General features: G+C 40.7%; 29 protein-coding genes and 1 pseudogene. 15 read left to right on the top strand and 15 right to left on the bottom strand.

Annotation, left to right across the window (positions count from 1 at the left end):
* Nucleotides 1–6 precede the first annotated feature (6 nt).
* Together JHD79_RS15800 and JHD79_RS15795 are read left to right on the top strand one after the other, a co-directional pair.
* Nucleotides 7–690 carry a type 1 glutamine amidotransferase domain-containing protein gene (locus JHD79_RS15800; protein ID WP_199120267.1) on the top strand — a complete coding sequence of 228 codons (684 nt, stop codon included), beginning with the start codon at nt 7–9 and terminating at the stop codon, nt 688–690.
* 96 nt (nt 691–786) lie between these two features.
* Nucleotides 787–1,872, top strand: a complete 1,086-nt coding sequence (locus JHD79_RS15795) for a glycosidase (RefSeq protein WP_199120266.1) — start codon at nt 787–789, stop codon at nt 1,870–1,872.
* A gap of 19 nt (nt 1,873–1,891) precedes the next feature.
* Here the strand turns inward: JHD79_RS15795 and JHD79_RS22850 are convergent, their stop codons facing one another.
* From JHD79_RS22850 to JHD79_RS15785, 3 genes are all read right to left on the bottom strand, one after another.
* Nucleotides 1,892–2,278: a hypothetical protein gene (locus JHD79_RS22850; RefSeq protein WP_233164740.1), complete on the bottom strand. Its 387-nt coding sequence runs from the start codon at nt 2,276–2,278 to the stop codon at nt 1,892–1,894.
* A 6-nt stretch (nt 2,279–2,284) separates the two neighbouring features.
* On the bottom strand, nt 2,285–2,635 hold the full coding sequence (locus JHD79_RS22845) for a hypothetical protein (protein WP_233164739.1): 351 nt from the start codon (nt 2,633–2,635) through the stop codon (nt 2,285–2,287).
* 108 nt (nt 2,636–2,743) lie between these two features.
* Entirely contained in the window at nt 2,744–4,126 is a 1,383-nt protein-coding gene (locus JHD79_RS15785) for an NAD-dependent succinate-semialdehyde dehydrogenase (RefSeq protein WP_199120265.1), read from the bottom strand.
* Between the two features lie 223 nt (nt 4,127–4,349).
* On the opposite strand from JHD79_RS15785, the gene JHD79_RS15780 reads away from it, so the two are divergent.
* Both JHD79_RS15780 and JHD79_RS15775 read left to right on the top strand, forming a co-directional pair.
* Nucleotides 4,350–4,910, top strand: a complete 561-nt coding sequence (locus JHD79_RS15780; RefSeq protein WP_233164738.1) for an AraC family transcriptional regulator — start codon at nt 4,350–4,352, stop codon at nt 4,908–4,910.
* A gap of 32 nt (nt 4,911–4,942) precedes the next feature.
* Nucleotides 4,943–5,965 carry a zinc-dependent alcohol dehydrogenase family protein gene (locus tag JHD79_RS15775; protein ID WP_199120264.1) on the top strand — a complete coding sequence of 341 codons (1,023 nt, stop codon included), beginning with the start codon at nt 4,943–4,945 and terminating at the stop codon, nt 5,963–5,965.
* A 466-nt stretch (nt 5,966–6,431) separates the two neighbouring features.
* Here JHD79_RS15775 and JHD79_RS15770 read toward each other — a convergent pair whose 3' ends face one another.
* Nucleotides 6,432–6,740: a phosphoribosylpyrophosphate synthetase gene (locus JHD79_RS15770; protein WP_199120263.1), complete on the bottom strand. Its 309-nt coding sequence runs from the start codon at nt 6,738–6,740 to the stop codon at nt 6,432–6,434.
* Between the two features lie 267 nt (nt 6,741–7,007).
* Here JHD79_RS15770 and JHD79_RS23190 point away from each other — a divergent pair, with 267 nt between their 5' ends.
* On the top strand, nt 7,008–7,166 hold the full coding sequence (locus JHD79_RS23190) for an SHOCT domain-containing protein (RefSeq protein ID WP_370583345.1): 159 nt from the start codon (nt 7,008–7,010) through the stop codon (nt 7,164–7,166).
* Nucleotides 7,167–7,179: 13 nt separating this feature from the next.
* Nucleotides 7,180–7,569, top strand: a complete 390-nt coding sequence (locus tag JHD79_RS15760; RefSeq protein ID WP_199120262.1) for a hypothetical protein — start codon at nt 7,180–7,182, stop codon at nt 7,567–7,569.
* A gap of 5 nt (nt 7,570–7,574) precedes the next feature.
* Here the strand turns inward: JHD79_RS15760 and JHD79_RS15755 are convergent, their stop codons facing one another.
* The 3 genes from JHD79_RS15755 to JHD79_RS15745 form a co-directional block, all read right to left on the bottom strand.
* The gene (locus JHD79_RS15755) at nt 7,575–8,222 is read right to left on the bottom strand and encodes a DUF6629 family protein (RefSeq protein ID WP_199120261.1); all 648 of its coding nucleotides are present in this window, start codon (nt 8,220–8,222) and stop codon (nt 7,575–7,577) included.
* Nucleotides 8,223–8,236: 14 nt separating this feature from the next.
* Nucleotides 8,237–8,722: a hypothetical protein gene (locus tag JHD79_RS15750; RefSeq protein WP_199120260.1), complete on the bottom strand. Its 486-nt coding sequence runs from the start codon at nt 8,720–8,722 to the stop codon at nt 8,237–8,239.
* 65 nt (nt 8,723–8,787) lie between these two features.
* The gene (locus JHD79_RS15745) at nt 8,788–9,459 is read right to left on the bottom strand and encodes a BON domain-containing protein (RefSeq protein ID WP_199120259.1); all 672 of its coding nucleotides are present in this window, start codon (nt 9,457–9,459) and stop codon (nt 8,788–8,790) included.
* Between the two features lie 241 nt (nt 9,460–9,700).
* Here JHD79_RS15745 and JHD79_RS15740 point away from each other — a divergent pair, with 241 nt between their 5' ends.
* The 5 genes and pseudogenes from JHD79_RS15740 (at nt 9,701) to JHD79_RS23185 (ending at nt 15,032) form a co-directional block, all read left to right on the top strand.
* On the top strand, nt 9,701–10,321 hold the full coding sequence (locus JHD79_RS15740) for an HAD family hydrolase (protein ID WP_199120258.1): 621 nt from the start codon (nt 9,701–9,703) through the stop codon (nt 10,319–10,321).
* A gap of 63 nt (nt 10,322–10,384) precedes the next feature.
* Nucleotides 10,385–12,769: a phosphoketolase gene (locus JHD79_RS15735; RefSeq protein ID WP_199120257.1), complete on the top strand. Its 2,385-nt coding sequence runs from the start codon at nt 10,385–10,387 to the stop codon at nt 12,767–12,769.
* The gene (locus JHD79_RS15730; RefSeq protein ID WP_199120256.1) at nt 12,766–13,791 is read left to right on the top strand and encodes a class I fructose-bisphosphate aldolase; all 1,026 of its coding nucleotides are present in this window, start codon (nt 12,766–12,768) and stop codon (nt 13,789–13,791) included. Before JHD79_RS15735 ends, JHD79_RS15730 begins: the two co-directional genes overlap by 4 nt.
* A gap of 77 nt (nt 13,792–13,868) precedes the next feature.
* Nucleotides 13,869–14,636, top strand: a complete 768-nt coding sequence (locus JHD79_RS15725) for a PAS domain S-box protein (protein ID WP_370583344.1) — start codon at nt 13,869–13,871, stop codon at nt 14,634–14,636.
* A pseudogene (locus tag JHD79_RS23185) lies at nt 14,637–15,032 on the top strand (sensor histidine kinase). It begins immediately after the preceding gene.
* 546 nt (nt 15,033–15,578) lie between these two features.
* Here the strand turns inward: JHD79_RS23185 and JHD79_RS15720 are convergent.
* The 3 genes from JHD79_RS15720 to JHD79_RS15710 all read right to left on the bottom strand — a co-directional run bounded on the left by JHD79_RS15720 (nt 15,579) and on the right by JHD79_RS15710 (nt 19,562).
* A complete protein-coding gene (locus tag JHD79_RS15720; RefSeq protein ID WP_199120255.1) occupies nt 15,579–17,975 on the bottom strand; it encodes an outer membrane beta-barrel family protein in 2,397 nt (798 codons plus the stop codon).
* Between the two features lie 94 nt (nt 17,976–18,069).
* Nucleotides 18,070–19,194: an energy transducer TonB gene (locus JHD79_RS15715; protein ID WP_199120254.1), complete on the bottom strand. Its 1,125-nt coding sequence runs from the start codon at nt 19,192–19,194 to the stop codon at nt 18,070–18,072.
* Nucleotides 19,194–19,562 (bottom strand): BlaI/MecI/CopY family transcriptional regulator, encoded by a 369-nt coding sequence (locus JHD79_RS15710; RefSeq protein ID WP_199120253.1) that lies wholly within the window; start codon nt 19,560–19,562, stop codon nt 19,194–19,196. The genes JHD79_RS15715 and JHD79_RS15710 overlap by 1 nt, the downstream gene beginning before the upstream one ends.
* 512 nt (nt 19,563–20,074) lie before the next feature.
* Between JHD79_RS15710 and JHD79_RS15705 the strand changes: the two genes are divergently transcribed.
* From JHD79_RS15705 to JHD79_RS15695, 3 genes are read left to right on the top strand one after another with little or no spacing between them, the layout of a single operon-like run.
* Entirely contained in the window at nt 20,075–21,094 is a 1,020-nt protein-coding gene (locus JHD79_RS15705; protein ID WP_199120252.1) for an SDR family NAD(P)-dependent oxidoreductase, read from the top strand.
* Between the two features lie 3 nt (nt 21,095–21,097).
* Nucleotides 21,098–21,826, top strand: coding sequence for an SDR family oxidoreductase (locus tag JHD79_RS15700; protein WP_199120251.1), 729 nt, complete (start codon nt 21,098–21,100; stop codon nt 21,824–21,826).
* A gap of 54 nt (nt 21,827–21,880) precedes the next feature.
* On the top strand, nt 21,881–22,684 hold the full coding sequence (locus JHD79_RS15695; protein ID WP_199120250.1) for an AraC family transcriptional regulator: 804 nt from the start codon (nt 21,881–21,883) through the stop codon (nt 22,682–22,684).
* 193 nt (nt 22,685–22,877) lie between these two features.
* Here JHD79_RS15695 and JHD79_RS15690 read toward each other — a convergent pair whose 3' ends face one another.
* The gene (locus JHD79_RS15690) at nt 22,878–23,273 is read right to left on the bottom strand and encodes a hypothetical protein (RefSeq protein WP_199120249.1); all 396 of its coding nucleotides are present in this window, start codon (nt 23,271–23,273) and stop codon (nt 22,878–22,880) included.
* Nucleotides 23,274–23,414: 141 nt separating this feature from the next.
* Between JHD79_RS15690 and JHD79_RS15685 the strand changes: the two genes are divergently transcribed.
* Nucleotides 23,415–23,690 carry a hypothetical protein gene (locus tag JHD79_RS15685; protein WP_199120248.1) on the top strand — a complete coding sequence of 92 codons (276 nt, stop codon included), beginning with the start codon at nt 23,415–23,417 and terminating at the stop codon, nt 23,688–23,690.
* A 326-nt stretch (nt 23,691–24,016) separates the two neighbouring features.
* Here JHD79_RS15685 and JHD79_RS15680 read toward each other — a convergent pair whose 3' ends face one another.
* The 4 genes from JHD79_RS15680 to JHD79_RS15665 all read right to left on the bottom strand — a co-directional run bounded on the left by JHD79_RS15680 (nt 24,017) and on the right by JHD79_RS15665 (nt 26,063).
* Nucleotides 24,017–24,637 (bottom strand): TMEM175 family protein, encoded by a 621-nt coding sequence (locus JHD79_RS15680; RefSeq protein WP_199120247.1) that lies wholly within the window; start codon nt 24,635–24,637, stop codon nt 24,017–24,019.
* Between the two features lie 240 nt (nt 24,638–24,877).
* Nucleotides 24,878–25,270 carry a hypothetical protein gene (locus tag JHD79_RS15675; RefSeq protein WP_199120246.1) on the bottom strand — a complete coding sequence of 131 codons (393 nt, stop codon included), beginning with the start codon at nt 25,268–25,270 and terminating at the stop codon, nt 24,878–24,880.
* 8 nt (nt 25,271–25,278) lie between these two features.
* Nucleotides 25,279–25,707 (bottom strand): hypothetical protein, encoded by a 429-nt coding sequence (locus tag JHD79_RS15670; RefSeq protein ID WP_199120245.1) that lies wholly within the window; start codon nt 25,705–25,707, stop codon nt 25,279–25,281.
* A gap of 2 nt (nt 25,708–25,709) precedes the next feature.
* Nucleotides 25,710–26,063 (bottom strand): DoxX family protein, encoded by a 354-nt coding sequence (locus JHD79_RS15665; protein WP_199120244.1) that lies wholly within the window; start codon nt 26,061–26,063, stop codon nt 25,710–25,712.
* Nucleotides 26,064–26,476 lie beyond the last annotated feature (413 nt).

Below are 26,476 nucleotides of genomic sequence, written 5' to 3'. Positions count from 1 at the left end.
TAAACAATGAAAATATTAATGGTATTGACTTCCCATAGTGAATTGGGGAAAACCGGAAAGAAAACCGGATTTTGGATAGAGGAATTTGCAGCACCTTATTATATATTGGCTGATGCGGGCGCAAAAATAACGTTGGCATCGCCCGAGGGCGGACAACCGCCAATAGACCCTAAAAGCGAAGGGCCCGATGCGCAGACATCGGCTACGCTGAGATTTGACAAGGACAAAGACCTCAAAGAAAAACTGTCGCGTACACTTCCACTCCATACGGTAAACGAGATGCATTATGATGCTGTATTCTATCCCGGAGGCCACGGCCCCTTGTGGGACTTGGCGAACGATGGTACATCTATCAAACTGATCGAAGATTTTTATGTACACCATAAACCCATAGCTTTTGTTTGCCATGCACCAGGGGTGCTGATGAAAGTAAAATCGCCAAACGGTAGTCCCTTGGTAAAAGGCAAATTGGTAACCGGGTTCTCCAATACAGAAGAAGAGGCCGTTCAGTTAACCGATATCGTTCCGTTTTTGGTAGAAGATGAGCTGAAGAAGCTGGGCGGACTGTACTGTAAAGGTCCGGACTGGAATTCCTTTGTCAAACAAGATGGACTTTTAATTACCGGCCAAAATCCCGCATCCTCAGCAGATGTCGCTAAACTATTGTTAAAAGCGTTAGCCAAGCCATAATATTTACAGCTGACCAACAATGATAACCATCACTAAAACCACCAACCCACATTAACAGGGTACCTCACCGAAGACGTAGATTTAACTATTTTTTATATGGATCCTTTTGAACTGAAACGCCTGGGCATAATCATGGAGCCAGAACCTGGAAACCCCTTAGAGGTAGAAGGTGTACTTAACCCTGCCGTAGTCCGAGGTCCTGATGGAGAACTTTATCTATTTCCCAGAATGGTGGCAAAAGGCAACTACTCACGTATTGGCATCGCCAGGGTTCTTTTTAACCCAAAAGGAGATCCGATTGGTGTACAGCGAATCGGAATTGCATTGGAGCCCGAAGCTGATTATGAGAAGAGGCCAAATGGAGGAGGAGGCTGCGAGGACCCCAGGATTACCTTTGTAGAACCACTCAACAGCTTTGTAATGACCTACACCGCATTTTCTGCTGCCGGCCCGAGAATTGCGTTGGCCGTATCTGCAGACCTGTTGCATTGGGAACGATTAGGACTTGCGAAATTTGCGCCCTATAACTACATCCAGTTTAATGAGGTCAACAACAAGGATGCCTGTATTTTCCCCAAAGCATTGTTGAGCCCACATGCCCATCCCTCATTGGTGATGCTGCACCGTCCTCTTTTTCCGGGTACCAGACCAGAAGATTTCGTTAAACAGCCAAAGGAAAGAAGAATTAGGGACCATCACGAGTGCATCTGGATTTCCTATAGCCACCTCAATAGCAAGCCATATCACAGCAGCCCATTACCAAGGTTTGCTTCAAACAGTCCGCTTGCACTTCCACAATCGTCCTGGGAAAGGCTAAAGATTGGCGCAGGAGCACCACCGATAATGAGCAGGCACGGCTGGCTACTTGTATACCATGGAGTGATGCAGGGAAACAGCACACCAGATATCCACGACGAACTGGTCTATGCAGCGGGCGTAATGGTATTGGATACTGTAAACCCCCATAAAATTCTTTACCGATCAACTGATCCGGTACTAAGCCCAGAGCTACCCCAAGAACGTATAGGAATGGTGGGCGATGTAGTTTTTCCGACAGGAATAGACCAGCGCAGTGATATTGGCTGTCCAGACAGGTACGACGTTTACTACGGAATGGCCGATAACCGGATTGGAGTGGCCCAGTTGGACTTACCAGACAAGCTTCCTGAAGACAAGAATTAAGCGTAAATCTTTAATGCCATTAAACCCACAAAGCCAAAACCGTTTCGATAACTTTCTTGGTTTCTTCCGGACCACTCACCTGAATGCAGGTAGCTCCGGTTTTGCGCACTGGCTGATCATTCCCACCTTCAAATAACGCATCACCGATAAACAGCATTTCGATAGGTTTTAGGAATAATTTCTCTGCTAATTTTGCAATGCCATAGGCCTTATCTATCCCTTTTCGGGTCACGTCAACCGAAGTTGCTCCTCCCAAGTTTACGGCAAAGCCAGCCAGTTTTACATCCAAAATTATTTTCAGCCGCTTTCGTTTTGCAAAGTCAGGATCCCATTTTTGCTTCTCTATTAGTGGCGCATTTTGGCCCAGACCAGAATAGGTAATCTGGCTCCCCCTATCGGCGATCAATTCTTCCTATTTTTGTTTCGGAATAAGATCGTTGTCGATAATGGCCACATTAAGCTCATAGAAAATCTGCTTTTTCTCCGTAGTAGTAAAATCTTCTTCGTAAAGTTTTTCCCATTGTTGGGCGTAACTGTAATATTTGGTTCCACAGGCAGGAAGTATAGAAAGGTTGCCAAAAGCCTCCGAGCCGGAAAGACTGGCAATTACCTGCTTTTGAAACTGCGGCCAATCACCACCTGAAATGATGGCTACTTTGACCACTTCAAGCAATCGATCCAAAAGCCCACCCATTTCTGCGTCTATGGCCGACTTGCTGAGGGCCAAGGTTCCATCTAGATCAAATACAATGCGTTTTTTCATTTCTTCCAAATTCTTTTTTCAGTGGTGATGAAGCTATCATGATGTTTATCATTTAAAAAATGAAACCGACACCTGATACCAGCTTCCAATCAAATATTTCCGTTACTGTTAAAAGGGATCGGTAAGCTTGCTTACCCTGATGAGCTTTTTGTTCACGAATTCCTGTATGCCCAAACTGGAAAGTTCCCTGCCATAACCTGAACGTTTGGTGCCACCAAAGGGAAGGTCTGCCTGTGTCCAGGTGGGGTGGTTGATAAAGACCATGCCCGTATCGATCTGTTCTGCCAAACGCTTTCCCTTTTCGATGTCTTGGGTGAAGATGCTGCCACCAAGCCCGAAAGGGGAATCATTGGCCAGTTCGATTGCCGCCTGTTCATCTTTTACGCGGTAAAATGCTGCTACAGGACCAAAAAGTTCTTCTTGATAAGCCGCCATTCCCGGTTTGATATCGCTGATGATTGTGGCTTCGATAAATGCGCCATCGCGATCAATCAAGTTACCGCCTAGCAATACTTTTGCTCCAGCATCTACGCTACGCTTCACCTGATCGATGAGCTGATCGGCAGCCCCCTGCGAACTCAAAGGGCCTAGTTCAGTCTGTGGCTCCATAGGGTCGCCAACTTTCAGTCCCGTTAGTTTAGCCTTGAACTTGTTCAGGAACTCTTCTGCAATCTCTTCTACAACAATAATCCTTTTGGCGGCCACACAGCATTGTCCGGTATTGTTCATCCTTCCGATCACGGCCCAATGAACCGCCTGTTCGATATCAGCATCGGCAAGCACGATAAAAGCGTCACTTCCGCCAAGTTCCAATACCGATTTTTTAAGTGCTTTACCGGCAGCAGCGGCTATACTTGCACCAGCCGCCTCACTTCCCGTAAGCGCAACGCCTTTGATGCGTACATCGGCAACCACTTCATCTACACGACTGCCACTCAAGAAAAGATTGGTATAAACTCCAATTGGAGCACCCGCTTCCCTAAACAGCCTCTCTATAGCTAGGGCACACTGCGGAACATTGCTGGCATGTTTAACCAGCACTACATTACCTGCCATAATATTTGGTGCTGCAAAACGAGCCACCTGATAAAATGGAAAGTTCCACGGCTCAACACCAAGCAGCACGCCAATAGGGGTACTTTTAATATAGGCCTCTCCAAATGTTGGGTTTAGTGGCTGGTCTTTCAAGAATGTCTCGCCGTGGTCGGCGTAGTAATCGATAATGTCTGCACTTAACGTAATCTCTCCCTTACTCTGGGCGAGCAGTTTACCCATCTCGAGGGTGATCAATCTGGCGAGCTGATCGCTTTGGGCACGCATCAGCTTTGCTACCTTGTGCAAAAGTGCTGCCCGCTCACTAAAAGCGGTTTTACGCCAATGCTGAAAAGCCTCGTCGGCAATTGAAATAATCGCCTTTACCGCTTCGGGAGGCATTTCTTCGTAACTCTCAACCACACTATTGGTGAAAGGATTAATGGTCTGTATAGCCATGGTTATAGATTTAATGGATGATATATAAAGGTGATCCTATTATACTTATGCCAAAATGATCGTCGTCATCGATGTTGGCAATGCTCATCAAATTGGTGACGAGAATCCCTAGATCAGATGATGTCAATCATTCCAAACCAATCCAATAATCTACAATTTTGGTGTAGCAAACGATTAGTAGCGCATGTAATTTTAGTTTCCAATCATCATCAACGGCCCAACTATGAAACTACATATCAGGAATATGGTTAGCAAGCCCTGCAAGATGATAGTCAAAGACAAACTTGATCATCTTAGTCTATCCTACAATTATATCTCACTTGGCGAGGTGGATATGCAGGAAGCCCCAACAAAAGACCAATACAGGCAATTAAAAATAGCACTTTCAAACTACGGTTTTGAACTCATAGTGGACAAGAAAGCTATACTTATTGAGCTCATCAAAAATACCATCATCGATATGGTTCATTATATTGAAGAAAAACCCAGAGTGAAAAATTCTAACTACTTGAGTGAAAAAATAGCCCATGACTACACCTACCTAGCAAATGTTTTCTCGCAGGGAACTGGAAATACCATTGAACACTACATCATATGCCAGAAAATCGAAAGAGCAAAAGAACTGATTCTCTACCATGAGCTTAACCTCACCGAAATCTCTTACCTACTCAACTATAGTAGTGTTGCCCACCTTTCGCGTCAGTTTAAGCAGGTTACCGGCTTAACAGCATCGCTGTTTAAGAGCTCCTCGTTCGCATGCAGAACCGAACTCGAAAACGTGTAGCCATATAACCCAATCCTTCACCAAAAAAGATCATGCAAAAAAAACATCAATTATATCCCAGCAAAATGAAAGCCATGGTGATGGAAGCCCCAGGGCAACCATTAGTACTTAAAAACCTGGATGTTCCCAAACCCGCTGCGGATCAGGTACTGGTGAAGATCATTGCTTGCGGCGTTTGCCGCACAGATCTCCATATCATGGATGGTGAACTTTCGAGGCCCAAACTGCCACTGGTGATGGGACATGAGATTATTGCTAGGGTTGTTAGAACAGGAACTACAGTTCTTAACTTGAGAGAAGGCGATCTTGTAGGAATACCCTGGCTGGGCTACACCTGTGGAAAGTGTCGCTATTGTTTAAAAGGTATGGAAAACCTTTGCGAAAACGCACAGTTTACAGGATATGACATTGATGGAGGATACGCAGAATATACGCTTGCACATCAGGATTACTGTTTCCCATTGGATCCCAGTTATGGAAATCCGACCGCGGCATCATTGATGTGTGCCGGACTGATCGGTTACCGCAGCTACAAGATGATCGATAAAAATGCAAAGCGGATTGGGCTCTATGGCTTTGGCGCCGCAGCAAGCTTATTGATCCAACTGGCCAATTGGCAAAAAAAAGAAATTTATGCCTTTACACGCGATGAAGATCGTAAAGCCCAACAGTTTGCACTCCGTCTTGGTGCAGCCTGGGCCGGAGATTCCTCCCAAACACCACCAAAACCTATGGACGCTTCGATCATATTTGCCCCTGTTGGTCCACTGATACCCAAAGCACTGCAGGATGTGGATAAAGGTGGAACCGTTGTTTGCGGAGGAATCCACATGAGTGATATCCCCTCCTTTCCGTACGATATACTGTGGGAAGAAAGAACATTACGTTCAGTGGCCAACCTTACCCGCATGGATGCTACAGATTATCTTGCGATTGCACCGAAGATCCCCGTAAAAGCCAACATCACTACCTTTAAACTGGAGGAGGCCAACATGGCTTTGGAAGCACTAAGAAATGGAAAACTGGAAGGTGCCGCCGTACTGGTAATGGACTGATCAAGTTTTTTTTAACGCTACATCTCTAAATACAAAGCAATGCCGATTACCCAACAGCTCATCTGGCCCTTATTGTTATCAATACCAATTGCCTGCGTGGAATGGAACCTTGATCCATAAAGAGGTTTTCAGGGATCCCAGGGAATACTTTACCAAACGTAGCCTCAATGGAAAAACATTTTGGCCTGAAAGTTTTTCTACCTCTTTACCTGCGAATATTGTTTCAGCCATTACGTAACCATCATCTTTATAGTTCTTACCAATTTTCATCTATTGATGAACGATTGCAGTGGCTATCTCATTGCCAGATTTGCCCTGGCTTAGGTGACCCAATGCTTACATGAGCCTTTTCGGATTGATACGCCGGGACATTACAAAGAAAAACAGAAATTAAAGCAATGGTAAAAAGTTGGATGAGCATACTCCACCTAGTTAGCTTAATGTATTGCTAGATATGTTCTAACTATCATTTCAAGTCATAATGAAGCCTGTCCAACATTCGTGGTGAAACGCCATCCATGATGGCACCATAACCGGTAACCAAAATGCCTTTAAGGCCCGATTCCGACCTGATGGCATACACAATGGCTTCATCTGCTGGGTCGGTATTGCCCTCATAACGGTAAACCTGGACAATCTCGAACTGATGTGGTTCTAACACCACACCATTTGCGTATAGAAAGTTCTGATCAAGGTTAAAATCGGTAGTATACCCCTGTTTGGTAAGTTCGGCTATTGCCTCGCTAACGGTTTCATAGTGAAATAAAGGTTCCATAAAGCTATTGATTTGGGATAAACAAAGATGGCTGTTAATATCCACTACATATTATACAACTTTGTGATTAGCTTATATTATTCACACACCTCATTCTAGTGTACCAATGTGTGAATAATGCAAGTTTTGATAATAATTGAATAAGTTTAGCGATAGCAATCACCTCATCTTTGTACAGATCGGATGTCTGGTCATCTATACTTAAAAATTATGGTATTCTATGAAAACAGCTATTGGGGAATAGATTTTTTCTGATGGTGCATATGGTTGGTTTTATTGTCCTGGATCTTTGTCCTGCCCTTCGATATCCCAGGTCAGCGAAGTAAAAAAGACACACCATTGGACCTACTGAAAAAAAGATTTGCCGCTGGAGAAATCAGCAAGGAAGAATTCCAGGAAAGGAAAAACATTCTCCAATCATCTTAACAAATCAAATATCATGGACAAAACTACCAAACTTGGCATCTTTATGGATCATGCCACAGCCAATCTTATTTCATTTCCAGCAGATAACAGCACCGATAAGACGATCCACTGCAGCTTTACCCATGAGGCAAAGGAAGAGGCCTTACAAAGGGGCGAAAGTATCATGCACACCAAAGAACAAGGCGAAAAGGCCGACTATTATAGGAAACTTGCCGATACCATTAGGAATTATGACGAGGTGCTACTGTTTGGCCCAACCGAGGCTAAAACAGAGTTGTACGACACCTTTAAACATAATCACTTGTTCACTGGCACCAAATTGGAAATTATGCAGGCCGACAAAATGACTGCAAACCAGCAGCGTGCTTTCGTAAAAGAGTTCTTCAAAGATGAGGAAGATTAAAATAGCTAAGCTTTATCCTGATGTATTTCGAGCATGACCACATAGATCGATAGGCTAACTACAGACGCGAAGAAACACCATACCGATACGATATAGTTTTCGTAAAAACTTGCCGTAATGAGGTAGGAGACCATCACGGTTACACTCAGTATCCACATCTTTTTAAGATGTGAAAACAAAGGAGGTAAAATGGTGGCCATGATGTACATTACCCCGCCAACAACCCTGAAGGTTTCTGGATAAAACTGGTGGTATTCGATGTGATAGCAACTGATTTCGGCACTCACCCGGTATCTGATCATGCAATACCCAAGGTATACGGAAACCATCAGACCAATGCCTACTAATATTTTCTGAAAAAATCTTCTGGTTTGATGCTTTTCCAATAGCAATACGGCCATCGGAATCCATACAGGCCAAAGTACCTGTGCAAACACGAGAAAGAAATAGGTAACCAGTTTATCAATATGATAGGTATCTGTACCCGGTAATGCCAGCCATAATACACCTTCAGCAATCTGCTGCGCAGCAAAAATTAGCGGTATTGAAGCAAAGGGAAGCTGTGAGCGATGTTGCACCTTCTTTAGCGAGACAATTCCTATCACAGTAAGAACTGCCCCGGCACTAAAGCTGGCCGTTGCGGAAAAACACATAGTCTATCGCACAATTATTTAACATTGTCCTTGAAGATATCCTTTAGCGCCGTACCGAGTTCATGGCTATCGTGGTCAAATTCTCTTTTGAAATATTCGTTTCGGACTTTTGCTTCTTCATTCAACGCATGCATCTCCCTGTTGAATTCTTCATCCTCTTTTTTTAATTTTTGCTTAAGCTGATCCAATTTCAGCTTGGCTTTTTTTATGTCCTTATTCAGCTTAAGTTGTTCTTTTTTATTTGCTTTTGCAACTCTGGCATCAGTGGCGACCATATCCTTATCCATTGTAGTTAAGGTACTGTCTGAATGTTGTTTAAAATGCCTCCAGTCTGCTGCAATTTTTTCCCTTGCCAGCGAATCCGACTCTTTGGCAACCATAGCAAGCTCCTTATCTCCCTTGTTGAAATCCTCATTTGCTTTATCAGTCTCCTTTTTTGAAGATTGTTTGCAACTCACTGCAAATAATGCCATGATAATGATGGTAATACTACGTTTCATGATATTTTTAGTTAAATGTTCAAATGGAAAAAAGGGGCAGTTAAAAACTACCCCTAGCATAAACTTTAATCTACCAACAAGTAGTCGTATTCAATTTCCAGGTTGTTATCTACAAACCACACGCCAGGAGCATTCCACGCAATACGAGCGGCTTCGTCTTTTTGGAAAATAGAACCAACCGCACCGCTTAAGGTTACCCGGTTACCAGAAACGTTTACCTGAATATCCTGGTCATTGATAGACCAGTTGCGGGCAATAGCTTTTTCGATATCTCCCTTCTCTACTGCGTCTTTTACATCAGAAGCAATCTTGATGTTGTTGACCACGCCATTCACTCCCAAAAGGTTTTTTATAGCTGTCTTTGCCGCATCTTTCTGGTAGTTCCAATTTACTTCACCATCTAAGTAGACCCATCCTTTTTCTACCTTTACAGTAATTTTATCATTGGGTACCTGCCAATTCCATTTAAACGCATTAAGTATCTCTTTAGCAATGTCGTTATCATTCTTAACGCCCCATTCACCATACTTCACCACAATATTTTCAACAATGGCCTTTACACCAGCTACTTTTTTTGCCGCATCTTCAGCTTCGGTTTTTTTAACATAACTATCAACCGTGCCTGTTAAGGTAACTACTCCTTCCTTAACTGTTACGCCTATTTCGGCAGCTTTTAAAAGTGGTTCCCATTTTATGGCATCCTGAACTTCTTTCTGTAAACTCTCGTTGCTTTTCATCTTTGTTTTTTAAACGTGAACTATTTCACTGCCCAAAGTTCTATGGTATCACTTGCTATTCGTTATACCATTTATGGTAATCTTTGTACAATTCCCATGTAAAATCAATGTAAAAACGCCCAAAGGATGAGATAAAAAGGTGTGAAACATATAACTTTTATATAGAGTTGTGCAACACCAGAAAAAGCTGATTTACAATCTTTACCGAAGCCTACTAAAGCATTGCTTAACAATTGTGATCATGGAAAGACAAAAACACATCACCACCCTTTTCCTCGATATTGGAGGCGTCCTACTGAGCGATGGCTGGGACAGAAATGCCAGAAAAGATGCTTCGGCACACTTTCATATCGACCATCTGGCAATGGAAGAAAGACACCACATCAACTTTTCGACCTATGAACTGGGCAAGCTGAGCCTTAACGACTATCTGGCTAGTGTGGTATTCAATGAAGGTCGGGACTTTAGCACCACCGCTTTTAAAAAGTTCATGTTCAGCCAGTCCAAACCCCTGCCAAACATGCTGAAGCTGATCAGACTGCTCAAAAAAAAATATCAGCTCAAGATTGCCGCAGTAAGCAACGAGGGACGGGAACTTAACCAGTATAGGATCCATAAATTCAGATTGGACGATATCATAGACACCTTTATTTCCTCCTGTTTCGTACACTTAAGCAAGCCAGACCTAGACCTTTTCAGGCTTGCAATAGATACCATGCAAAGCCCGGTATCAAAAATACTCTATATCGAGAACCAGCCCATCTTTGTAGCCAATGCCGCAGCTTTGGGCATCAGCACCATCTTGCACAGGGACTACGATACCACGCTTGCCCAACTCTCAATATTTGGCCTTAAACCTTAAGTAAACAAGCAATACCCACCAAAATCAACCTAAAAACTACCCTACCTAAATAACCACAAGCAAATGGAAGCATCACTCACAAAACCCGATTTTGAAACGGTTACCCAAGAACTGCTAAAAAAAATGGATGCCTATTGGCGGGCGGCAAACTACCTATCCGTAGGGCAGATCTACCTTTACGACAATGCCCTGTTGCGAGAACCTTTACTGCTCTCCCATATCAAACCGATCGTAGTTGGCCATTGGGGAACTACTCCCGGCCAGAACTTTATCTACGTACACCTTAACCGTATCATCAAAAAATACGACCTGAACATGTTCTACGTATCTGGGCCAGGGCATGGAGGACCAGCACTAGTGGCAAATACCTATCTGGAAGGCAGCTATAGCGAAATCTATCCCAATATCAGCGAAGATGAGGCAGGTATGAAAAAACTGTTTACCCAGTTCTCTTTTCCTGGTGGTATTTCCAGCCATGTAGCCCCTACCACACCAGGCTCTATCCATGAAGGTGGTGAGCTAGGCTATTCTCTAAGCCATGCCTTTGGTGCTGTATTTGATAATCCCGACCTGATTGTGGCATGCATTGTTGGCGATGGGGAAGCAGAAACAGGACCGCTTGCCACCGCATGGCACTCCAATAAATTCCTAGACCCCGTTACCGACGGCGTAGTACTGCCCATCCTCCACCTCAATGGCTATAAGATCAGTAATCCAACCCTTTTGGCCAGAATTGAACATGGGGAATTGGAGCAGTTTTTTAAGGGCTGTGGATGGAAACCCTATTTTGTAGAAGGCGACGATCCAGGAACCATGCACCAACTCATGGCCGATATACTGGATCAAGCTGCTCAAGATATCAGGACATATCAAACAAATGCCAGAAATAATGCTGATCCTACCCGTCCACGCTGGCCCATGATCGTACTCCGCTCGCCAAAGGGATGGACAGGTCCCAAAGTAGTCGATGGCCTACAGGTCGAAGGCACATTTAGATCCCACCAAGTTCCTCTTTTAGTTGACGAGGAGCATCCTAACAACGTAAAACAGCTCGAAAAATGGATGAAAAGTTACCATGCCGAAGAACTGTTCGACAAGGATGGTAAACTGATAGCAGAACTAAAGGCATTGGCACCAACAGGTGAAAGAAGAATGGGAACTAACCCGCACACTAATGGCGGATTGCTGCTAAAAGAACTACTGATGCCTAATTTTAGAGACTTTGGCCTCAAAGTCCCCTCACCTGGAGCAATAATGGGGCAAGATACCATGGTACTGGGCAAATTCCTAAAAGAAGTCATCAAACTTAATCCTGTCAACTTCCGCCTTTTCGGTCCAGATGAAACCCTTTCGAACCTTTTGGGGGCAGTTTTTGAAGAAAGTAATCGGCAGTGGGATGCCGCGATGCTTCCGAACGACGAATTTCTCGCCCCAACTGGACGCATACTGGATGCCCAACTGAGCGAACATCAATGCGAAGGATGGCTGGAAGGATACCTGCTTACCGGAAGGCACGGGATCTTTAATAGCTACGAAGCCTTTATCCGCATTGTCGATTCGATGTTCAGCCAACATGCCAAATGGCTGAAGGTGACACAAGAACTCCCTTGGCGCAGGCCTATTGCTTCGCTGAACTATCTGTTGGCCTCTCATGTATGGCAACAGGACCACAACGGATTTACCCATCAGGATCCCGGATTTCTAGATCATGTGATCAATAAAAAAGCAGATGTGGTACGCGTTTATCTACCGCCTGATGCCAATTGCCTGCTCTCAGTCATGGACCATTGCCTTCGCAGCAGGCACTATGTAAATGTAGTAGTGGCAGGAAAACATGCCCTACCGCAGTGGCTGGACATAGAAGCGGCCGATAAACATTGTACGGAAGGCATCGGGATCTGGCAATGGGCCAGCAATGACCAAAATACTGAACCTGATGTGGTAATGGCAAGTTGCGGCGACACCGTAACCTTGGAACTATTGGCAGCGGTTTCGATATTGAGGAATCACCTTCCCGAACTTAAGATAAGGGTTGTTAATGTGGTAGACCTCATGAAGCTCCAATCATCTTCAGAACATCCACATGGACTGAGCGATACAGATTATGATTCCATGTTTACCAGAGACAAGCACATTATCTTCAATTTCCATGGCTATCCATGGCTCTTACATCGCATCAGCTACCGAAGAACGAATAAAAATCTTCACGTAAGGGGCTATAAGGAAGAAGGCACTATTACAACCCCTTTCGATTTGAGGGTACAGAACGAAATAGACCGTTTCCATTTGGTAATCGATGTAATAGACCGCTTGCCTCGCTTAGGCAGCAAAGGCGATTATTTGAAACAGCAACTCAAAGATAAGCTTATCGAGCACAAACACTATGTAAACCGCTATGGCAAGGATATGCCCGAAATACTCAACTGGAAATGGAACATCAATCCATGAACGCATTAAAATTAACTCAAACCATTACCGGCTTGCTGGCAGACCAAAAAGGCTTACTGGCCATGGACGAGAGCATCTCTACCTGTAATAAGCGGCTTGCAGAAGCTGGCATAGCCCAAACCGAAGAAAACAGAAGAAGCTACCGTCAACTCTTGATCAAAACACCTGGTCTGAAAGAGAACATTAGTGGGATAATCCTGTTTGATGAAACAATCCGACAAAGGGATGATGAAGACGTGCCTTTGATCAACACAATCATCAAATCAGGAATTATTCCAGGCATAAAAGTCGATTTGGGAACACAAGAACTAGCTGGATTTACTGGTGAAAGAATAACCGAAGGATTGGACGGTCTAAGAGAGAGGCTAAACGAATATGCCTCCATGGGCGCCAGGTTTGCCAAATGGCGTGCCGTGATCACCATCGGGAAAGAACTCCCTTCCAGAAATTGCGTGGAGGCCAATACCAATGCATTGGCCAGATACGCCGCCCTTTGTCAGGAATCTGGCTTGGTACCAATTGTTGAACCAGAGGTGATGATGACCGGTAACCATACTACCAATGTCTGTTTTGAAACTACCCGTTATGTACTCGAAAATTTGTTCGATCAGCTTTATTTACAAGGCATTGCATTGGAAGGCATGATCTTAAAGCCTAATATGATCCTTCCAGGTTTGGACCGCAAGGAAAAAAAATCGGCGGCTAGCTTGGCCGAAAATACGATAAGATGTTTATTAGAATCTGTGCCCGCCGCAGTGCCAGGTATTGCATTCCTCTCTGGAGGCCAATCTGAAAAACAGGCCACCAAGATGCTCAATGCGCTTCAGATTATGGCTGGAGATAGGTTACCTTGGACGCTTACCTTCTCTTTTGGTCGTGCATTACAACATACTGCACTTCAAATCTGGAAAGGTAAAGAAGAGAATACGATCTTTGCCCAACAAGAACTTCAGCATAGAGCTACCTGCAACCATGCAGCCAATATGGGACTTTACGATGGCACTACCGAAAAACGCGAATAGCATACAACTTAAAACAATATTGCCATATGTATTGTATTAATGGCACAGAAATATATTTTATTCTGTAATCAATATTTATGGAAAACGCCGTCTTGCTTAAAGCGATCATTGATAATGCGATAGAAGGTCTAATCACCATAGATGATCTTGGAAAAATCGAAGCCATAAATCCTTCCGCATGCAAACTTTTTGACTATACCGAAAATGAGTTGCTGGGCAAGAACATTTCTATGCTGATACCGGCTAACGATACTTCCAAGCATGATGATTACCTTAACAGATACAAACAGACCGGCCACATTAGCGTCATAGGTATCGGCAGGGAATTGATCGGCCTTAAGAAAAATGGAAAACAGTTTCCATTTAGGTTAGGTGTTAGCGAGGTAAAATATGCTGGAAGGACAGTTTATGCAGGTTTCATCCACGATCTGACCAGAGAGAAGCAATCCGAGGTCCTACTCCAGGACTATGCCTCACAACTGGAGGAACAGGTTCAGAAACGAACAGTATCTCTTCAGGAAACCGCTAAAATACTGCAGCAGACTAAGGAAGAACTAAGCTTGTCCCTAGAAAAAGAAAAAGAGCTCGGAAAACTTAAAAGCCGCTTTGTGTCGATTGCCTCTCACGAATTTCGCACGCCGTTAAGTTTAGTACTACTATCTGCCTCTCTGATCGAACATCATGTTGTTCCACACCAAAATCCTAATATCAAAAAACATCTGAGCAAGATCAACCATGCCATATTGAATATCACCGCCATATTGAATGATTTTCTCTCACTGGAAAAGTCGATACTCAGCTCAGCAATTTCAATGAGCGTTCTTGACAAGGAGATTACTGATTAAATGCAGATGATGCTAAAACCGGGCCAACAGATTATCTTCAAACATCGCGGTGAAAGTGAGCTGGTTAGTTTAGACCAAAACCTGTTAAAAAATTGCATCATCATCCTTATCGACAACGCCATAAAATATTCTAAAAATGCGATTTTCATACATTTTCACATCAAAATAAATGAAAAAAAATGTGCGATACGGATCTCTGACAATGGCATAGATATACCCTAAGATGACCAAAAACATCTATTCGATACCTTTTTTCGTGCACATAATAATGGCAAGATTTCTGGAAACGGTCTCGAACTAATTATCCTTTCCAGGTACATTGGATTAATAGACGGTGAGGTCAGCTTTAAAAGCAGGATAAATAAAGGAACGCTATTCGTAATCAAATCTCTGTAACCATTAACACAAAGTACACGTCATTGAAAACCATAACGAAATCAGGGCCAACATCATTGAAATCTTACAAATGGCTTCGTATACCGTGATAGAGGCCTACGGTTTAACAGGCTATAGCCATTTTAAAACAGGGAGATATCCATACAGATGAAGCTCAAGCTAACGGAATACTCGACTTTTTATACCCTATAGCCAAAACTTACAGCACGAAAATTTTCGAATCGATTTTCACACCACAAAAAAGCTCATAATCGACTTATAATCAGTTCTTCATTTGATTTAAAAAAGGAGATGATCAAAACTGACCATCTCCTTAAGGCCCATACAGGGCTCGAACCAAAAATCTGTCTCTATTAACCCTATTCAAAGATTTCAAAATTCTCTAAAAACAAAAAAGCCCTTTAAGATATCTTAAAGGGCTCACGGGTCAGTGGCGGTGCGTAATTCGAACCATTTTGTGGATGAATTGATTGAATTAGGCGGTTTTCGAAAAACTTGATTGATGACTTGATTAGCTTTTAAAGGATTGATAGAGATTATTATTTCTTAGTTCTCACTCAAAGCACTTCGTTTTCGTTCATCTTCTGCACTATTGCTTTTTTTAGTGTTTTTTACCGTACCTCCAAAGCTGTAGCTAAAATTCAGCTTAACCATCCTGGTTTCAAACTGGTTTCGCCACAACTGTTGCAGGGTACCACTATTCTGGTTATACTCATTACGGTATGATTTAAAAATATCCATTGCATTGACTTGTATAGATGCACGTTTATTTAAAAATTGTTGACGAATACCTGCCGTTATATATGTAAAAGCTCGATTGGTAATTGTTCGGTCTACACTTTTACCGCGATAATTGAAAAGCAGCATTACAGAAAAATTTCTGCTCAATGAGAAACTATTATACGAAGTTGCCGAAAGGCTGGCGATGCCATCGCTCTGTAACAAAGCCCCATTAAATTCCCCTTTAAAAGAGCGCTTGGATAAAATTGCATTGGTACTGGTGTACCACCATGGCAGCACTTGTTTACCATACATGGCTTGTAGCGTAAAATAGCTCCCATAATCTGCATTACCGGGCAATGTAGAGATTGTATTATCAGGTAGGGGAACAGAGATACTCGTAAAATCATCTACACTATAACTATACGTTAGGCCAAAGAAAAATGCGTTTTTATATCCATACCACAAATCGGCATTATAGGCAATCAAAGGTAGAAGCGCTGGATTTCCCTGTTGCAGGTTGTTGCTGCTGATAATTCGCACCAGTGGATTTAGGCTTTCGTAACCAGGGCGTTCTATCCTTTTGTTCATCCCTAAGCTAAGGCTATGGTTTTTGGTAAACTTATAGTCAAGATGTACAGATGGAAATGGCTGGAAATAGCTTCTGGTAAATCGTTCTTTTCCAAACTCCTGTTCACCCTGTCCATTAGTATACTCACCCCTTATGCCCAACTGGTAGGAAAATTTCTCGCCTGTGCGAGCATAAGTTAAATAAAGTGCTGAAATACTTTCTTTGTAATTAAATAAATTGGTTTGCTGACGAGTGAAATCCTGATAAAAGTTGGAATTTTTAGCATTAACATAGCTCGTTTTCATACCCATTTCTAATTGATGGCCTTTGGCCAAAGGATGGGTGTAATCCATTTTAAAAGCATAAACATCGAATACACGGTCTTGACCAACCACACTTGGCAGGTCTGATGTGGGACTGAACGTTACGGTTCTATTGTCCTGATCGTTATAATTTCCGTAACGGTAATAATCTAAATCGACTGTCAAATCCCTTCCCAAGCTATCTATTTGATGTTGTAGTCGAAGTCCAGATGAGAAATTAGACGCACGAATATGAACTAGATTAATAAACTGCGATTGCCCAACAACATCATCGATATTCGCAGTGCTATTGCGACCGAAGGTCTGAAATCCAGGTTTAACCGAAGCAGACAAGGTAGTGCGTTTCGAGAGATAAAAATCCATTCCCAGATTTGGCGTGTAATTGGCATTGGTTCTGGTGCTTTTGATATCAGTACTTGATTGACTTAAGGCTATTCCCTGGGCATCGACAAAAGTGGAAGCGATGTAACTATCGTAGAAATATTTGTTGTAATTATAGTCGAGATTTAGCAACAGATTATAAGCTTTTCCTTTGTAATTAAGGTTAAGGCCACCATTTGCTTTTCCAAATGTCCCTTTCCCTCCTCCTGTGTAAACATTTCCATTCAGCCCAGCCTTATAATTACGTTTACGGATAATATTAATAATGGCACCATTCCCAGCAGCATCATATTTTGCAGAGGGCTGGGCAATGAGCTCTACTTTTTGAATGGCAGACGAAGAAATTCCTTTTAACATACCTGCCAATGCTTCGGCCGAAAGTGTAGTGGCCTTACCATCGATATAAATCTGAACCGATTTCCCGTTCAAACTAATCCTATCATCTGGAGTAACGCTTACACCGGGCAGTTGGTTCATCACTTCCATAATCGGTGCACCAGCACCCAAGCCATTGAGGTTTACGATGAGCTTATCGGCCCTCCTTTCTACAAATGGAGGTGGTGAAGAGACATTTACCGCAGCCAATTGTGTTGATGTTGGTAGCAGTTGAATGACATCAAGTGATTGGTTCCGAGCATTAACCATATCGAAAACTTTCGAGTACACCGTACCGTAGCCCATCATCCTCAGTTCAAGTATATATTTGCCATCGGGAATTTCAAAACTAAATTGTCCCTTATCAGTAGCAAGCATAGCTTTAACGGTACTAGAGTCTGCACTCCTTTTCAAAAGCACTTGTACAAATGGGAGTTCAGCAGACTTTTCATCAACTACTTTCCCAGTAACTTTACCCAACTTTTGTTGGGCATTAACAAGCAAGGTACTGAGAAGCAAAATGAAAACTAGACCATAATAAGAGCGGGCCGATTTAAGTAGAATAAAAAGCATAACGTTTGGATTAATTTAAGTAATCCAAACATATAACTAATTTATTAGTCAAACAACTAATAAATTAGCTACTACAGCTAAATATTTAATTTAATTACTTATCTAACTGATTATCAGCTTTAAAATTTATACCAATTTGATAACCCGAGCGTACTTTTTCTCCGTTTTGCAGGGCAGGTTTCCATTTCGGACTCAATTTGATGACCCTTAATGCTTCTTTATCGCTTGCTTCATCTAAACTATTTTCAACTTTTTGATTACTAACTGTCCCATCAGTTTCTACAATGAAACTCACGCTCACCTTTCCACTCTTATCGGAAACTTTTTTTGTCGTTTGAATAAGGTACTTACTGAATGCTTCAAATCCGCCAGGGAAACTTGCTGCTTGATCTACTTTGTGATCATTACTACTGAAACCTGAGCTATTAAATGAACACAACAGCGCAACCAATGCAAACAGAGGCAAGCATAACACATATTTCCATAACCTGTAGCGGTTAGATTTTTTTCGTTGCAACATCTTGATTCTCAATTCGAGCAGGGAGGTAGTATAGAAAGTATTTGCCAATGTTGGCCCAGCGTTTAGGTTTTGCAAAAATAGCAACATCGCATATTGCTTTCTGCTTTCTGCAAAGTTACATGCATACTCATCGGCCAAATATTCGTGGATAAACTTCAGGCTTTTACGATATCCATAAACAATGGGGTTAAACCAAAAAAATATGCCTATCATTTCAACTAATAGAAGATCGAGCGTATGTAACTGTCTAACATGTATATTTTCATGGGCATTAATTACAGCTAAACCAGATAGTTTTTGGTCGATCACCTTTATTTTCCAAAAAGAAAATGCGTCCCCATCTTTGGGCAACATTATTTGTTTTCTTACATCTGCTATTTTGAGGAACAATCGTATCGCACTGAGTGCTACACCTATCCAATACACAAGTAATAGCCAGTTCAATTGTTTCCCAACAGTATTTCCTAATTTTCCTACTTCTACAACAGTGAACGTAGAGGTAACCAACTTAACCTTGGGCAGTACCATTAACCAAGATAAATCTAAGAATGGCATTAGCATCGATAAGCAAAGTGCAACAAGCAGGTAGACCCTATTGAAAAGGAAAAAGGTTTCTCCCCTTAGCAATAGCAGATAGAAAAGATAAAATATAACTAGCGAAACATTAGACCAGATAAAATAATATTCGAACTGCATCATTAATCTTTTATTTGATCTATCATTTTTAGTATTTGTTCTGCATCTTTCATGTCGATTTTCTTTTCTCGAACAAAAAATGAAAGCATGTCTTGTACAGAATTAGAGAAATAACTGCCTAAAAATTTATCTGCTTCATAACGCATGTATTTTTCCTTGGTAATCAAGGGAAAGTAGCGATGGGTTTTCCCAAAAGCTTCATAACCAATTACACCTTTGCTCTCTAAAATCCTGATGATGGTAGAAACGGTACTGTATGCAGGTTTTGGATCAGGTAGCTCGCTAATAATTTCTTTTACAAATGCTTTTTCTAGTTTCCAAAGCACCTGCATTAATTGGCTTTCAACTCTGGTTAAATCTTTGATGTCCATAGCATATCTATTTAATTTCAAATATCAGCTAAAAATTTAGTTGTCACAACTAAAAGCAGATTTAAAATAAAGATTTAATTAACTTGGCAAAATAAGTATAAGATGGCAATGGAGGCATCGAACCGTACATATATACTACTGTCTTAATTTCTCAGACCAACAACCAAATAAGCAATCAAAAGTAGAAGATAAGCGAGAGTAGGACTCTAACTTTCACAGTTGGTGTACTGTCAAGGCACTCGAACAAAAAAGCCCTTTAAGATATCTTAAAGAACTTTCGGGTTAGGGATGGTGCGTAATTCGAACCATTTTGTTACGAATTGAATTGAAATAAGCAGTTTTTCGAAAATTTTGGAAGAATAAAAATAAACCGATTAAAGGTAAAAACTCCTTTAAAACTTGAGGCGACTGGGAGAAAACGACACGGAAAACAAAGTAAATTGACACGCTAAACAAAACTAACCCATTGGCAACCGCCTAAATTTGTCCTATAACATTTAAATAAGAACAAAATGGAAAAGAACAATTATCAAGGCGCATTACAGCACCCACTGGGTTCAGGTTTTAATGCTACCTCAACTGCAACAGAAGTTATCAAAGGTATTAACCTGACAGGCAAAATCGCAATCGTTACTGGCGGTAATGCGGGTATAGGTTTGGAAACTACAAAAGTACTTGCAACAGCAGGTGCAACCGTAATTGTACCTGCAAGAGATGTTGAAAAGGCAAAGAAAAATCTAGAAGGCGTTCCAAACGTAGAAATTGAGGCAATGGATCTCTCTAAGCCTGAAACTATTGATTCCTTTGCCGAAAAATTCCTTGCTTCGGGCAGGCTACTTCACCTATTGATCAATAACGCAGGAATCATGTGGGTGCCCCTTCAACGTAACAGTCGTGGTATTGAATCGCAACTATCAACCAATTATCTGGGACAGTTTCAGCTCGTGGCAAGATTATGGCCAGCCCTTAAAAATGCCAATGGTGCACGCGTAGTCAATGTTTCCTCGCTAGGGCACCACATGGCACCCTTCAATTTCGATGACCCCAATTTCGAGCATAGAGAATACCAAACACTCCTTGGCTATGGACAATCAAAAACAGCAAGTAACCTATTTGCCCTTGAGTTAGATAATCGTGCCAAAGCATATCAAGTAAGAGCATACTCACTACACCCTGGTTCAATTGCCGGAACAGAGTTAGCCAGAGATGCGGATATGGAACTCTTCAAGCAAATGGGTTTCTTTGATGAGCATGGAAATATGCGTCCAGAAATACTTGCCAGCTTGAAAACCATACCACAAGGTGCTGCAACTTCTGTTTGGGTAGCAACCAGCCCATTATTGAACAACATTGGTGGCGTTTATTGCGAGGATGGCGATATCGCCGAGCTTCTTTCTGAGAGCCCAGTAGTTCAAACGAATGCCAAACTGCATCAAAGTGGTGTGCAAGCGTATTCACTAGACGAAAGCAAGGCTAAACAACTTTGGAAGCTAACCGAGGAAATGACAGGTATTAAATTTAAAGTGGACTAGATCATGAGAAATTTGAAAGGAAAAATTGCCCTGATTACAGGAGGTAATAGCGGAATCGGATATGCTACTGCCAAGGAACTTAAAAAAAACGGTGCACAAGTAATCATCACTGGCAGAAGAAAAGAAGCGGTTGAACAGGCCGCCTCAGTACTCGGTGTAACTGGACTTGTTGCAGACCAGTCTAACTTAATGGATATCAACGACCTAGCGATGGAAGTTGCCAGATGCTTTGGCAAAATTGATATCCTATTGGTAAATGCAGGAGTCACCAAATTTTCGCTCATTGAGTACATGCCCGAATCTATTTTTGACGAAGTGATGAACATCAATTTCAAAGGAGCCTATTTCACCCTTAGTAAATTTATTCCCATTTTAAATGACAATGCTGCAGTAGTCCTGCTGTCATCCACCTCTGCGCATATCTCTCCCATCCAGGCCTCTGTTTATGCTGCAAGTAAGGCGGCCCTAAATGCGATTATGAAAATTGCCGCATTGGAACTGGCCAATCGCAAGATCAGGGTAAATGCAGTTAGCCCAGGTCCCGTATCAACAGAGATCATGGGAAAAATTGGCTTAACCCAAGCTTTGGAGAACCAGATGACCAGCACGATCCCATTGTCGAGATTTGGCAAGGCCGAAGAAGTAGCCAAACTGATTGGCTTTCTGGCAAGTGATAGTGCCGCCTTTATTACAGGATCAGAATATCTGATTGATGGCGGTCAATGTATTTAGTATAAGGGCGGGTTTCGTTAAAGAAATTCGCCTAAAACAAATAACTTTATTCCTATGGAACATTTATCCAAATACTTAACCAAAGATATTAAGCTTTCCAGCTATGAAGACAAACTGTTCAAATCGGACTTGATGTTTGATGACCACATGCTGGTTTGGTTTATTTCTGGGGAAACCAAAATCATCCAGGCAGACCGAACCTTTTATTTCAAAACTGGGGATATTTTTCTGATCCCAAGAAACGAACTGGCAACGATCATCAATTATCCAAAGAATGGTCTGCCCCATAAAACAGTGGTGATGCATCTTTCAACCGATCGGTTGAAGCAATTTTATGAAAAAATAGATATCAGGACTAAAATGCAGCCAGAGCATAAAATTTACGGTTTCAGTAACCATCCGCTATTAGAAAGCTGTTTGGCTTCGCTGGTACCTTATTTTAATGTGGAAGGGGAATTTCCAGAAAGCCTTGCTTCGCTAAAAATTATGGAAGCCATTAGCATTCTAAGGATAATAAACCCGGGAGTAGATAGTGTTTTGGCAAATTTTGATGCCCCCGGAAAAATCGACCTGATGAATTTTATGCAACGAAATTTTATGTTCAATATGCCACTAGAAAAATTGGGCTATTTAACAGGTCGTAGTCTGTCAACATTCAATAGGGATTTCAAGAAGCTTTTTAATACAAGCCCTCAAAAATGGCTAACCGACAAAAGACTTGAACTCGCCTATTATAATCTTAGCGAAAAAAAGAAAAGGCCAACTGAGGTATATCTAGAAGTAGGATTTGAAGACCTCTCCCATTTTTCCTTTATTTTCAAAAAGAAATATGGTTTTTCGCCCAATCAGCTCCTTTGAACCGGTGTTGAGCGGGCTCTTCATTAATTAGGCATCGATCTTACTTTTCTTCATACAAAGTTTTTTAACATGAGATATTCATCATATAAAGAAAATTAAATTATCTTTATATAACAACTCTATTATGCAAAGAATGTTTACATGAAGGTTGGGTATAGCCGAATCCAGTATAAACAAAAAAATAGCATCCAATTTAATTTTTTAACATATCTAGGAACACTTTCATATCAAAACCTAACTTCATTCCATCAGGTTGTTTATCATTAACCTCACGAGTAAGGTTTTCAATTTTATCTAACAGGTGGTTGACACTTTTTGTAGAATCATTACCATGCTTCAGGAATTTTTCATGCTCAAAACCTGCTAGTTTCATGGTCAAATGTTGGATTGGACTAAATGCCTTCAGAAATGCAATAGTCATATCTGCAGCATATTGAGGTTCTAAATCAACAACCGTTTCGTACCAAAGACAATAGTCATTATGAATATGCCCGCCTACCCTATTCCTTACCTCTTTGATTAAGGTATGTAATTTATATTTCTTGACGAAAGCTCTCTCCAGAACGCTGATAGATTTAAATTCATCCATCAATTCAGGATGAAAATCAGAAATGAGTTTTACTAAAAATTGTCTTTTATTATTAAACGTTTAGCATAAATCAATGAATAGATTTGTTTCATAAAAAATATCTGCTTCAATCTGTTCTTGTTCAAATATAACTCTATGGAAATGACTGATAAATTAATTGAAGTTATGGTAACAAGGGCATCTAATGTATACAGGTTAAATATCTGCATCTTTGCCATTAAAACATCGAATCACTTTTCTCAAGAAAAATTATCTTGTAAGCTACTGCAAATAGATACCTTAAACAAAAAAATCAGCTCTTTTCAGAACTGCTTTCAAAACTCGGGGTCAGTGGCGGTGCATAATTCGAACCATTTTGTGGGCGAATTGATCGAAATAGGCGGTTTTTCGAAAATTTTCGAAGAAAGCAATCAATAACGCTATTTTTATTTTTTTAGGTAGACAAACCAACTTATTTGCCCCCTCTTCACCAACCTTTAATTATTTGTAATCTCATTGATAAACAATGGATTATGAGAAAAATATTTTTAGTAAGAAGGGGTCAATTGGCTCTGTCTTATACACGAGACACCCTTTTATGGCAAATTACTAAAACAATGAAAATCATTTTTTAGCAACTTTATTTTTAGTCATAGTCGAGTGGTCAGGCTACAACAAGAACTAAAAGATAAGCCCCTTAATAAAAGTTTTTGGGACGAAAAATTTTGTTTTGATTAATCTATTCAATTTTAACGCTTTTCTACTTAATCAGATTTGCCTCTACCGATAAAAGCAAAAGCATAATTAAGTTGTATAATAATAATAAATCCAATGCCAAGGTACGGATTGGCAAAGCACAGTAATGCACCTGCTAAATAAAGTAATTGTGCAGTAATAATGCGTCTTTTAATACCTCCAGAAACTACATCAAGTTCTTCATCTGCAATAAAATTATGTTTACTTGCATAACTCCAGTTAATAAATAGCATAATGCCTAACAGAAAAATATTTAACCAGTAAACACCAATTGCAAACTCATGCTCCATGTGATCGCCCAAAAATGCGGTTGTAAAAGGCAATAAAGAAACAAATAGTAGAAAAAGTAAATTAATCCAGTTCAGGTTTCTATCGCTTTTTTTGATGTATTCGAATTGTGTAGCCTGTCCCATCCAAAAAATACCTGCGGTCATAAAGCTAAGGAAGTAAACCAAAAATTTAGGCATTAAATCCCAAACTGCTACTGCCAATTCTTTGTTTCCGCCTTCTATTTCGGGTACTTTAATTTCTAAAACCAAAAGTGTCATTGCAACACCAAATACAGCATCGCTTATGGCAATTATGCGACCAACATCTTTTCCAGCAATTTTATTGTAATTATTTCTCATGTGCTTTTGTAAGGTTTAAATTAATAAATGGACCAATGTTTCGCTCTGTTTCATGATGGCTTCTCATTTCTTCAAAATTGGTGGTAATACCGAATGTGAGCCGAGAACTGTATTTTGCACCTAGTTTAAAAGTTTGTGCGCTAAATTGGTGACCCATGTTATAGTTAATGGCTGTGCGAAATTCTGCACTCGTAAATAACCTCCATTTTTCAGTAATCTTAGGTAAGTAATTTCCAATTACTAAAATCTGCCATCGGGATTTTTTGTAACCGCACTGGTTAGGTTTGCATAGGCTAAAAACTCTTCACTTTCTACAAAGTACTGTAATCCCAAACGGGCGCTAAATTGATAGGCTGAAGAAGCATAAGTACCAGCAGTAAGACCTAAGTTTTTCACAAAGTTGTAAGAGATTGTATTGAAATTGATGAAAGTTGGATGCTCGGTTTTATAATCGTGTAAAAATACCTCTGTTCTAGAGAACACAGCCCACTTGTTTTGCTGATCAATTGTACTCAGATAGAAAAATTCGGCATTTTGTCCTTTGCTCCCAGAAAATGCATCTATATAGATTTGCGATTGTGCCTTAGATTGGTAATAGCTTAAACACAAAAGGCTAGCAATTATTATTTTCATTTTCGTATTTAATTCGTTTGTCCAATATCTAATCTGTCAAATTTGCCATCAGCGTTTTGATGAAATTTGAAATATGTTTTAAAATTGCCCCAGCTTTCTGTATGAAAATTTCCGTAAATATCTTTACCACTATTTTCAACCATATCTATCGTTGTAAAGTGTTCATGCCCGCAGGCTTCGTTTACAAATTTTTTAAAATCTCTTGAATTGCCATCGTCAAGTAACTTTGCTTCTGCTATAAAAAATGATAAAAACGTTTCCTTTTCACCTTTTTGCCAAGCATTAAATGCTTCTTTTACTTTGCTGTTTGTTATTTTAGTTAAATCCATCTTTTTAGTTTGTTTAGCTGTGCCTAATTTTTGTTTTTCTGCTTTTTGTGCGCAAGCATTAAAACTTATTGCAATGCTGCAGATGATTAAGAGCGCAAATGTTTTCATTGCTAATTGACTTTTGATAATGGGTATTGCAGATAAATAATTACCAAATTCAATAGCAGGAAAGGGAGTTCTATTGCCATACCTTTCAAATCTCTATTTAATAAGTGGAAACAGATGATCAATAAAATTCCTGCTGCCATTAAAAAATTTCCCCAAACAAAAGTTTTAGGAAAACCAATTAGCACAGCACTTAACATGGTGATGCCTCCAATTACCATTAAGCCAGTTTTATTAATGTTCCATTTGCTAAACATTTCCAACATTTCGGGTTTGCCCGAAAACATTGCCCAGCCCTGTTTTAAGCCCATAAAAATGGCTACAAGGATTAGTGCCGAATTAAGTATTTTGATAATCATTATTTTGTTTTAATTAAAATTGATAATTGAGACTTTGTAGCGCCTCGATTATAAATGAGTGATACTGAATAAAGGAATAATTATCCATCATTTATATCTCACTTTTTAAAGTGGAATTTCAGGATCAATCAAGTATACCTTGTCTAGTTCAAGGTGAGCCTTAATGTTTTCTTCTCCAATGGTATCCAACAGTTCTGTGACGCCATAATAATTAATTGCAGCAATAATATCGACAGAGGCAAACAAATTATGAATTGATGCTTCCGAATTGTTAAACTTATGTTTTGTCAAAGCCAGCACCGTACCTATTAAACAGAAAATAACCATCTTTATATTTAATATTTATAATATTTCTTACAAATTTATGGAAACGGTTCCCATCAGATTTTCGTGCCTGGGGAGAACCTATATAA

The sequence above is a fragment of the Pedobacter sp. ASV28 genome (assembly GCF_016428855.1).
GTDB lineage: Bacteria > Bacteroidota > Bacteroidia > Sphingobacteriales > Sphingobacteriaceae > Pedobacter.
Note: the sequence above shows the minus strand (reverse complement) of the source record. Positions and strands in the feature narration are given on the sequence as shown.

Bases quoted from the DNA above. Each gene is read 5' to 3' on its own strand.
- JHD79_RS15800 (WP_199120267.1), top strand. From the start codon at position 7: ATGAAAATATTAATGGTATTGACTTCCCATAGTGAATTGGGGAAAACC.
- JHD79_RS15795 (WP_199120266.1), top strand. From the start codon at position 787: ATGGATCCTTTTGAACTGAAACGCCTGGGCATAATCATGGAGCCAGAA.
- JHD79_RS22845 (WP_233164739.1), bottom strand. From the start codon at position 2,635: ATGAAAAAACGCATTGTATTTGATCTAGATGGAACCTTGGCCCTCAGC.
- JHD79_RS15785 (WP_199120265.1), bottom strand. From the start codon at position 4,126: ATGGCTATACAGACCATTAATCCTTTCACCAATAGTGTGGTTGAGAGT.
- JHD79_RS15780 (WP_233164738.1), top strand. From the start codon at position 4,350: ATGAAACTACATATCAGGAATATGGTTAGCAAGCCCTGCAAGATGATA.
- JHD79_RS15775 (WP_199120264.1), top strand. From the start codon at position 4,943: ATGCAAAAAAAACATCAATTATATCCCAGCAAAATGAAAGCCATGGTG.
- JHD79_RS15770 (WP_199120263.1), bottom strand. From the start codon at position 6,740: ATGGAACCTTTATTTCACTATGAAACCGTTAGCGAGGCAATAGCCGAA.
- JHD79_RS15760 (WP_199120262.1), top strand. From the start codon at position 7,180: ATGGACAAAACTACCAAACTTGGCATCTTTATGGATCATGCCACAGCC.
- JHD79_RS15755 (WP_199120261.1), bottom strand. From the start codon at position 8,222: ATGTGTTTTTCCGCAACGGCCAGCTTTAGTGCCGGGGCAGTTCTTACT.
- JHD79_RS15750 (WP_199120260.1), bottom strand. From the start codon at position 8,722: ATGAAACGTAGTATTACCATCATTATCATGGCATTATTTGCAGTGAGT.
- JHD79_RS15745 (WP_199120259.1), bottom strand. From the start codon at position 9,459: ATGAAAAGCAACGAGAGTTTACAGAAAGAAGTTCAGGATGCCATAAAA.
- JHD79_RS15740 (WP_199120258.1), top strand. From the start codon at position 9,701: ATGGAAAGACAAAAACACATCACCACCCTTTTCCTCGATATTGGAGGC.
- JHD79_RS15735 (WP_199120257.1), top strand. From the start codon at position 10,385: ATGGAAGCATCACTCACAAAACCCGATTTTGAAACGGTTACCCAAGAA.
- JHD79_RS15730 (WP_199120256.1), top strand. From the start codon at position 12,766: ATGAACGCATTAAAATTAACTCAAACCATTACCGGCTTGCTGGCAGAC.
- JHD79_RS15725 (WP_370583344.1), top strand. From the start codon at position 13,869: ATGGAAAACGCCGTCTTGCTTAAAGCGATCATTGATAATGCGATAGAA.
- JHD79_RS15720 (WP_199120255.1), bottom strand. From the start codon at position 17,975: ATGCTTTTTATTCTACTTAAATCGGCCCGCTCTTATTATGGTCTAGTT.
- JHD79_RS15715 (WP_199120254.1), bottom strand. From the start codon at position 19,194: ATGATGCAGTTCGAATATTATTTTATCTGGTCTAATGTTTCGCTAGTT.
- JHD79_RS15710 (WP_199120253.1), bottom strand. From the start codon at position 19,562: ATGGACATCAAAGATTTAACCAGAGTTGAAAGCCAATTAATGCAGGTG.
- JHD79_RS15705 (WP_199120252.1), top strand. From the start codon at position 20,075: ATGGAAAAGAACAATTATCAAGGCGCATTACAGCACCCACTGGGTTCA.
- JHD79_RS15700 (WP_199120251.1), top strand. From the start codon at position 21,098: ATGAGAAATTTGAAAGGAAAAATTGCCCTGATTACAGGAGGTAATAGC.
- JHD79_RS15695 (WP_199120250.1), top strand. From the start codon at position 21,881: ATGGAACATTTATCCAAATACTTAACCAAAGATATTAAGCTTTCCAGC.
- JHD79_RS15690 (WP_199120249.1), bottom strand. From the start codon at position 23,273: ATGGATGAATTTAAATCTATCAGCGTTCTGGAGAGAGCTTTCGTCAAG.
- JHD79_RS15685 (WP_199120248.1), top strand. From the start codon at position 23,415: ATGACTGATAAATTAATTGAAGTTATGGTAACAAGGGCATCTAATGTA.
- JHD79_RS15680 (WP_199120247.1), bottom strand. From the start codon at position 24,637: ATGAGAAATAATTACAATAAAATTGCTGGAAAAGATGTTGGTCGCATA.
- JHD79_RS15675 (WP_199120246.1), bottom strand. From the start codon at position 25,270: ATGAAAATAATAATTGCTAGCCTTTTGTGTTTAAGCTATTACCAATCT.
- JHD79_RS15670 (WP_199120245.1), bottom strand. From the start codon at position 25,707: ATGAAAACATTTGCGCTCTTAATCATCTGCAGCATTGCAATAAGTTTT.
- JHD79_RS15665 (WP_199120244.1), bottom strand. From the start codon at position 26,063: ATGATTATCAAAATACTTAATTCGGCACTAATCCTTGTAGCCATTTTT.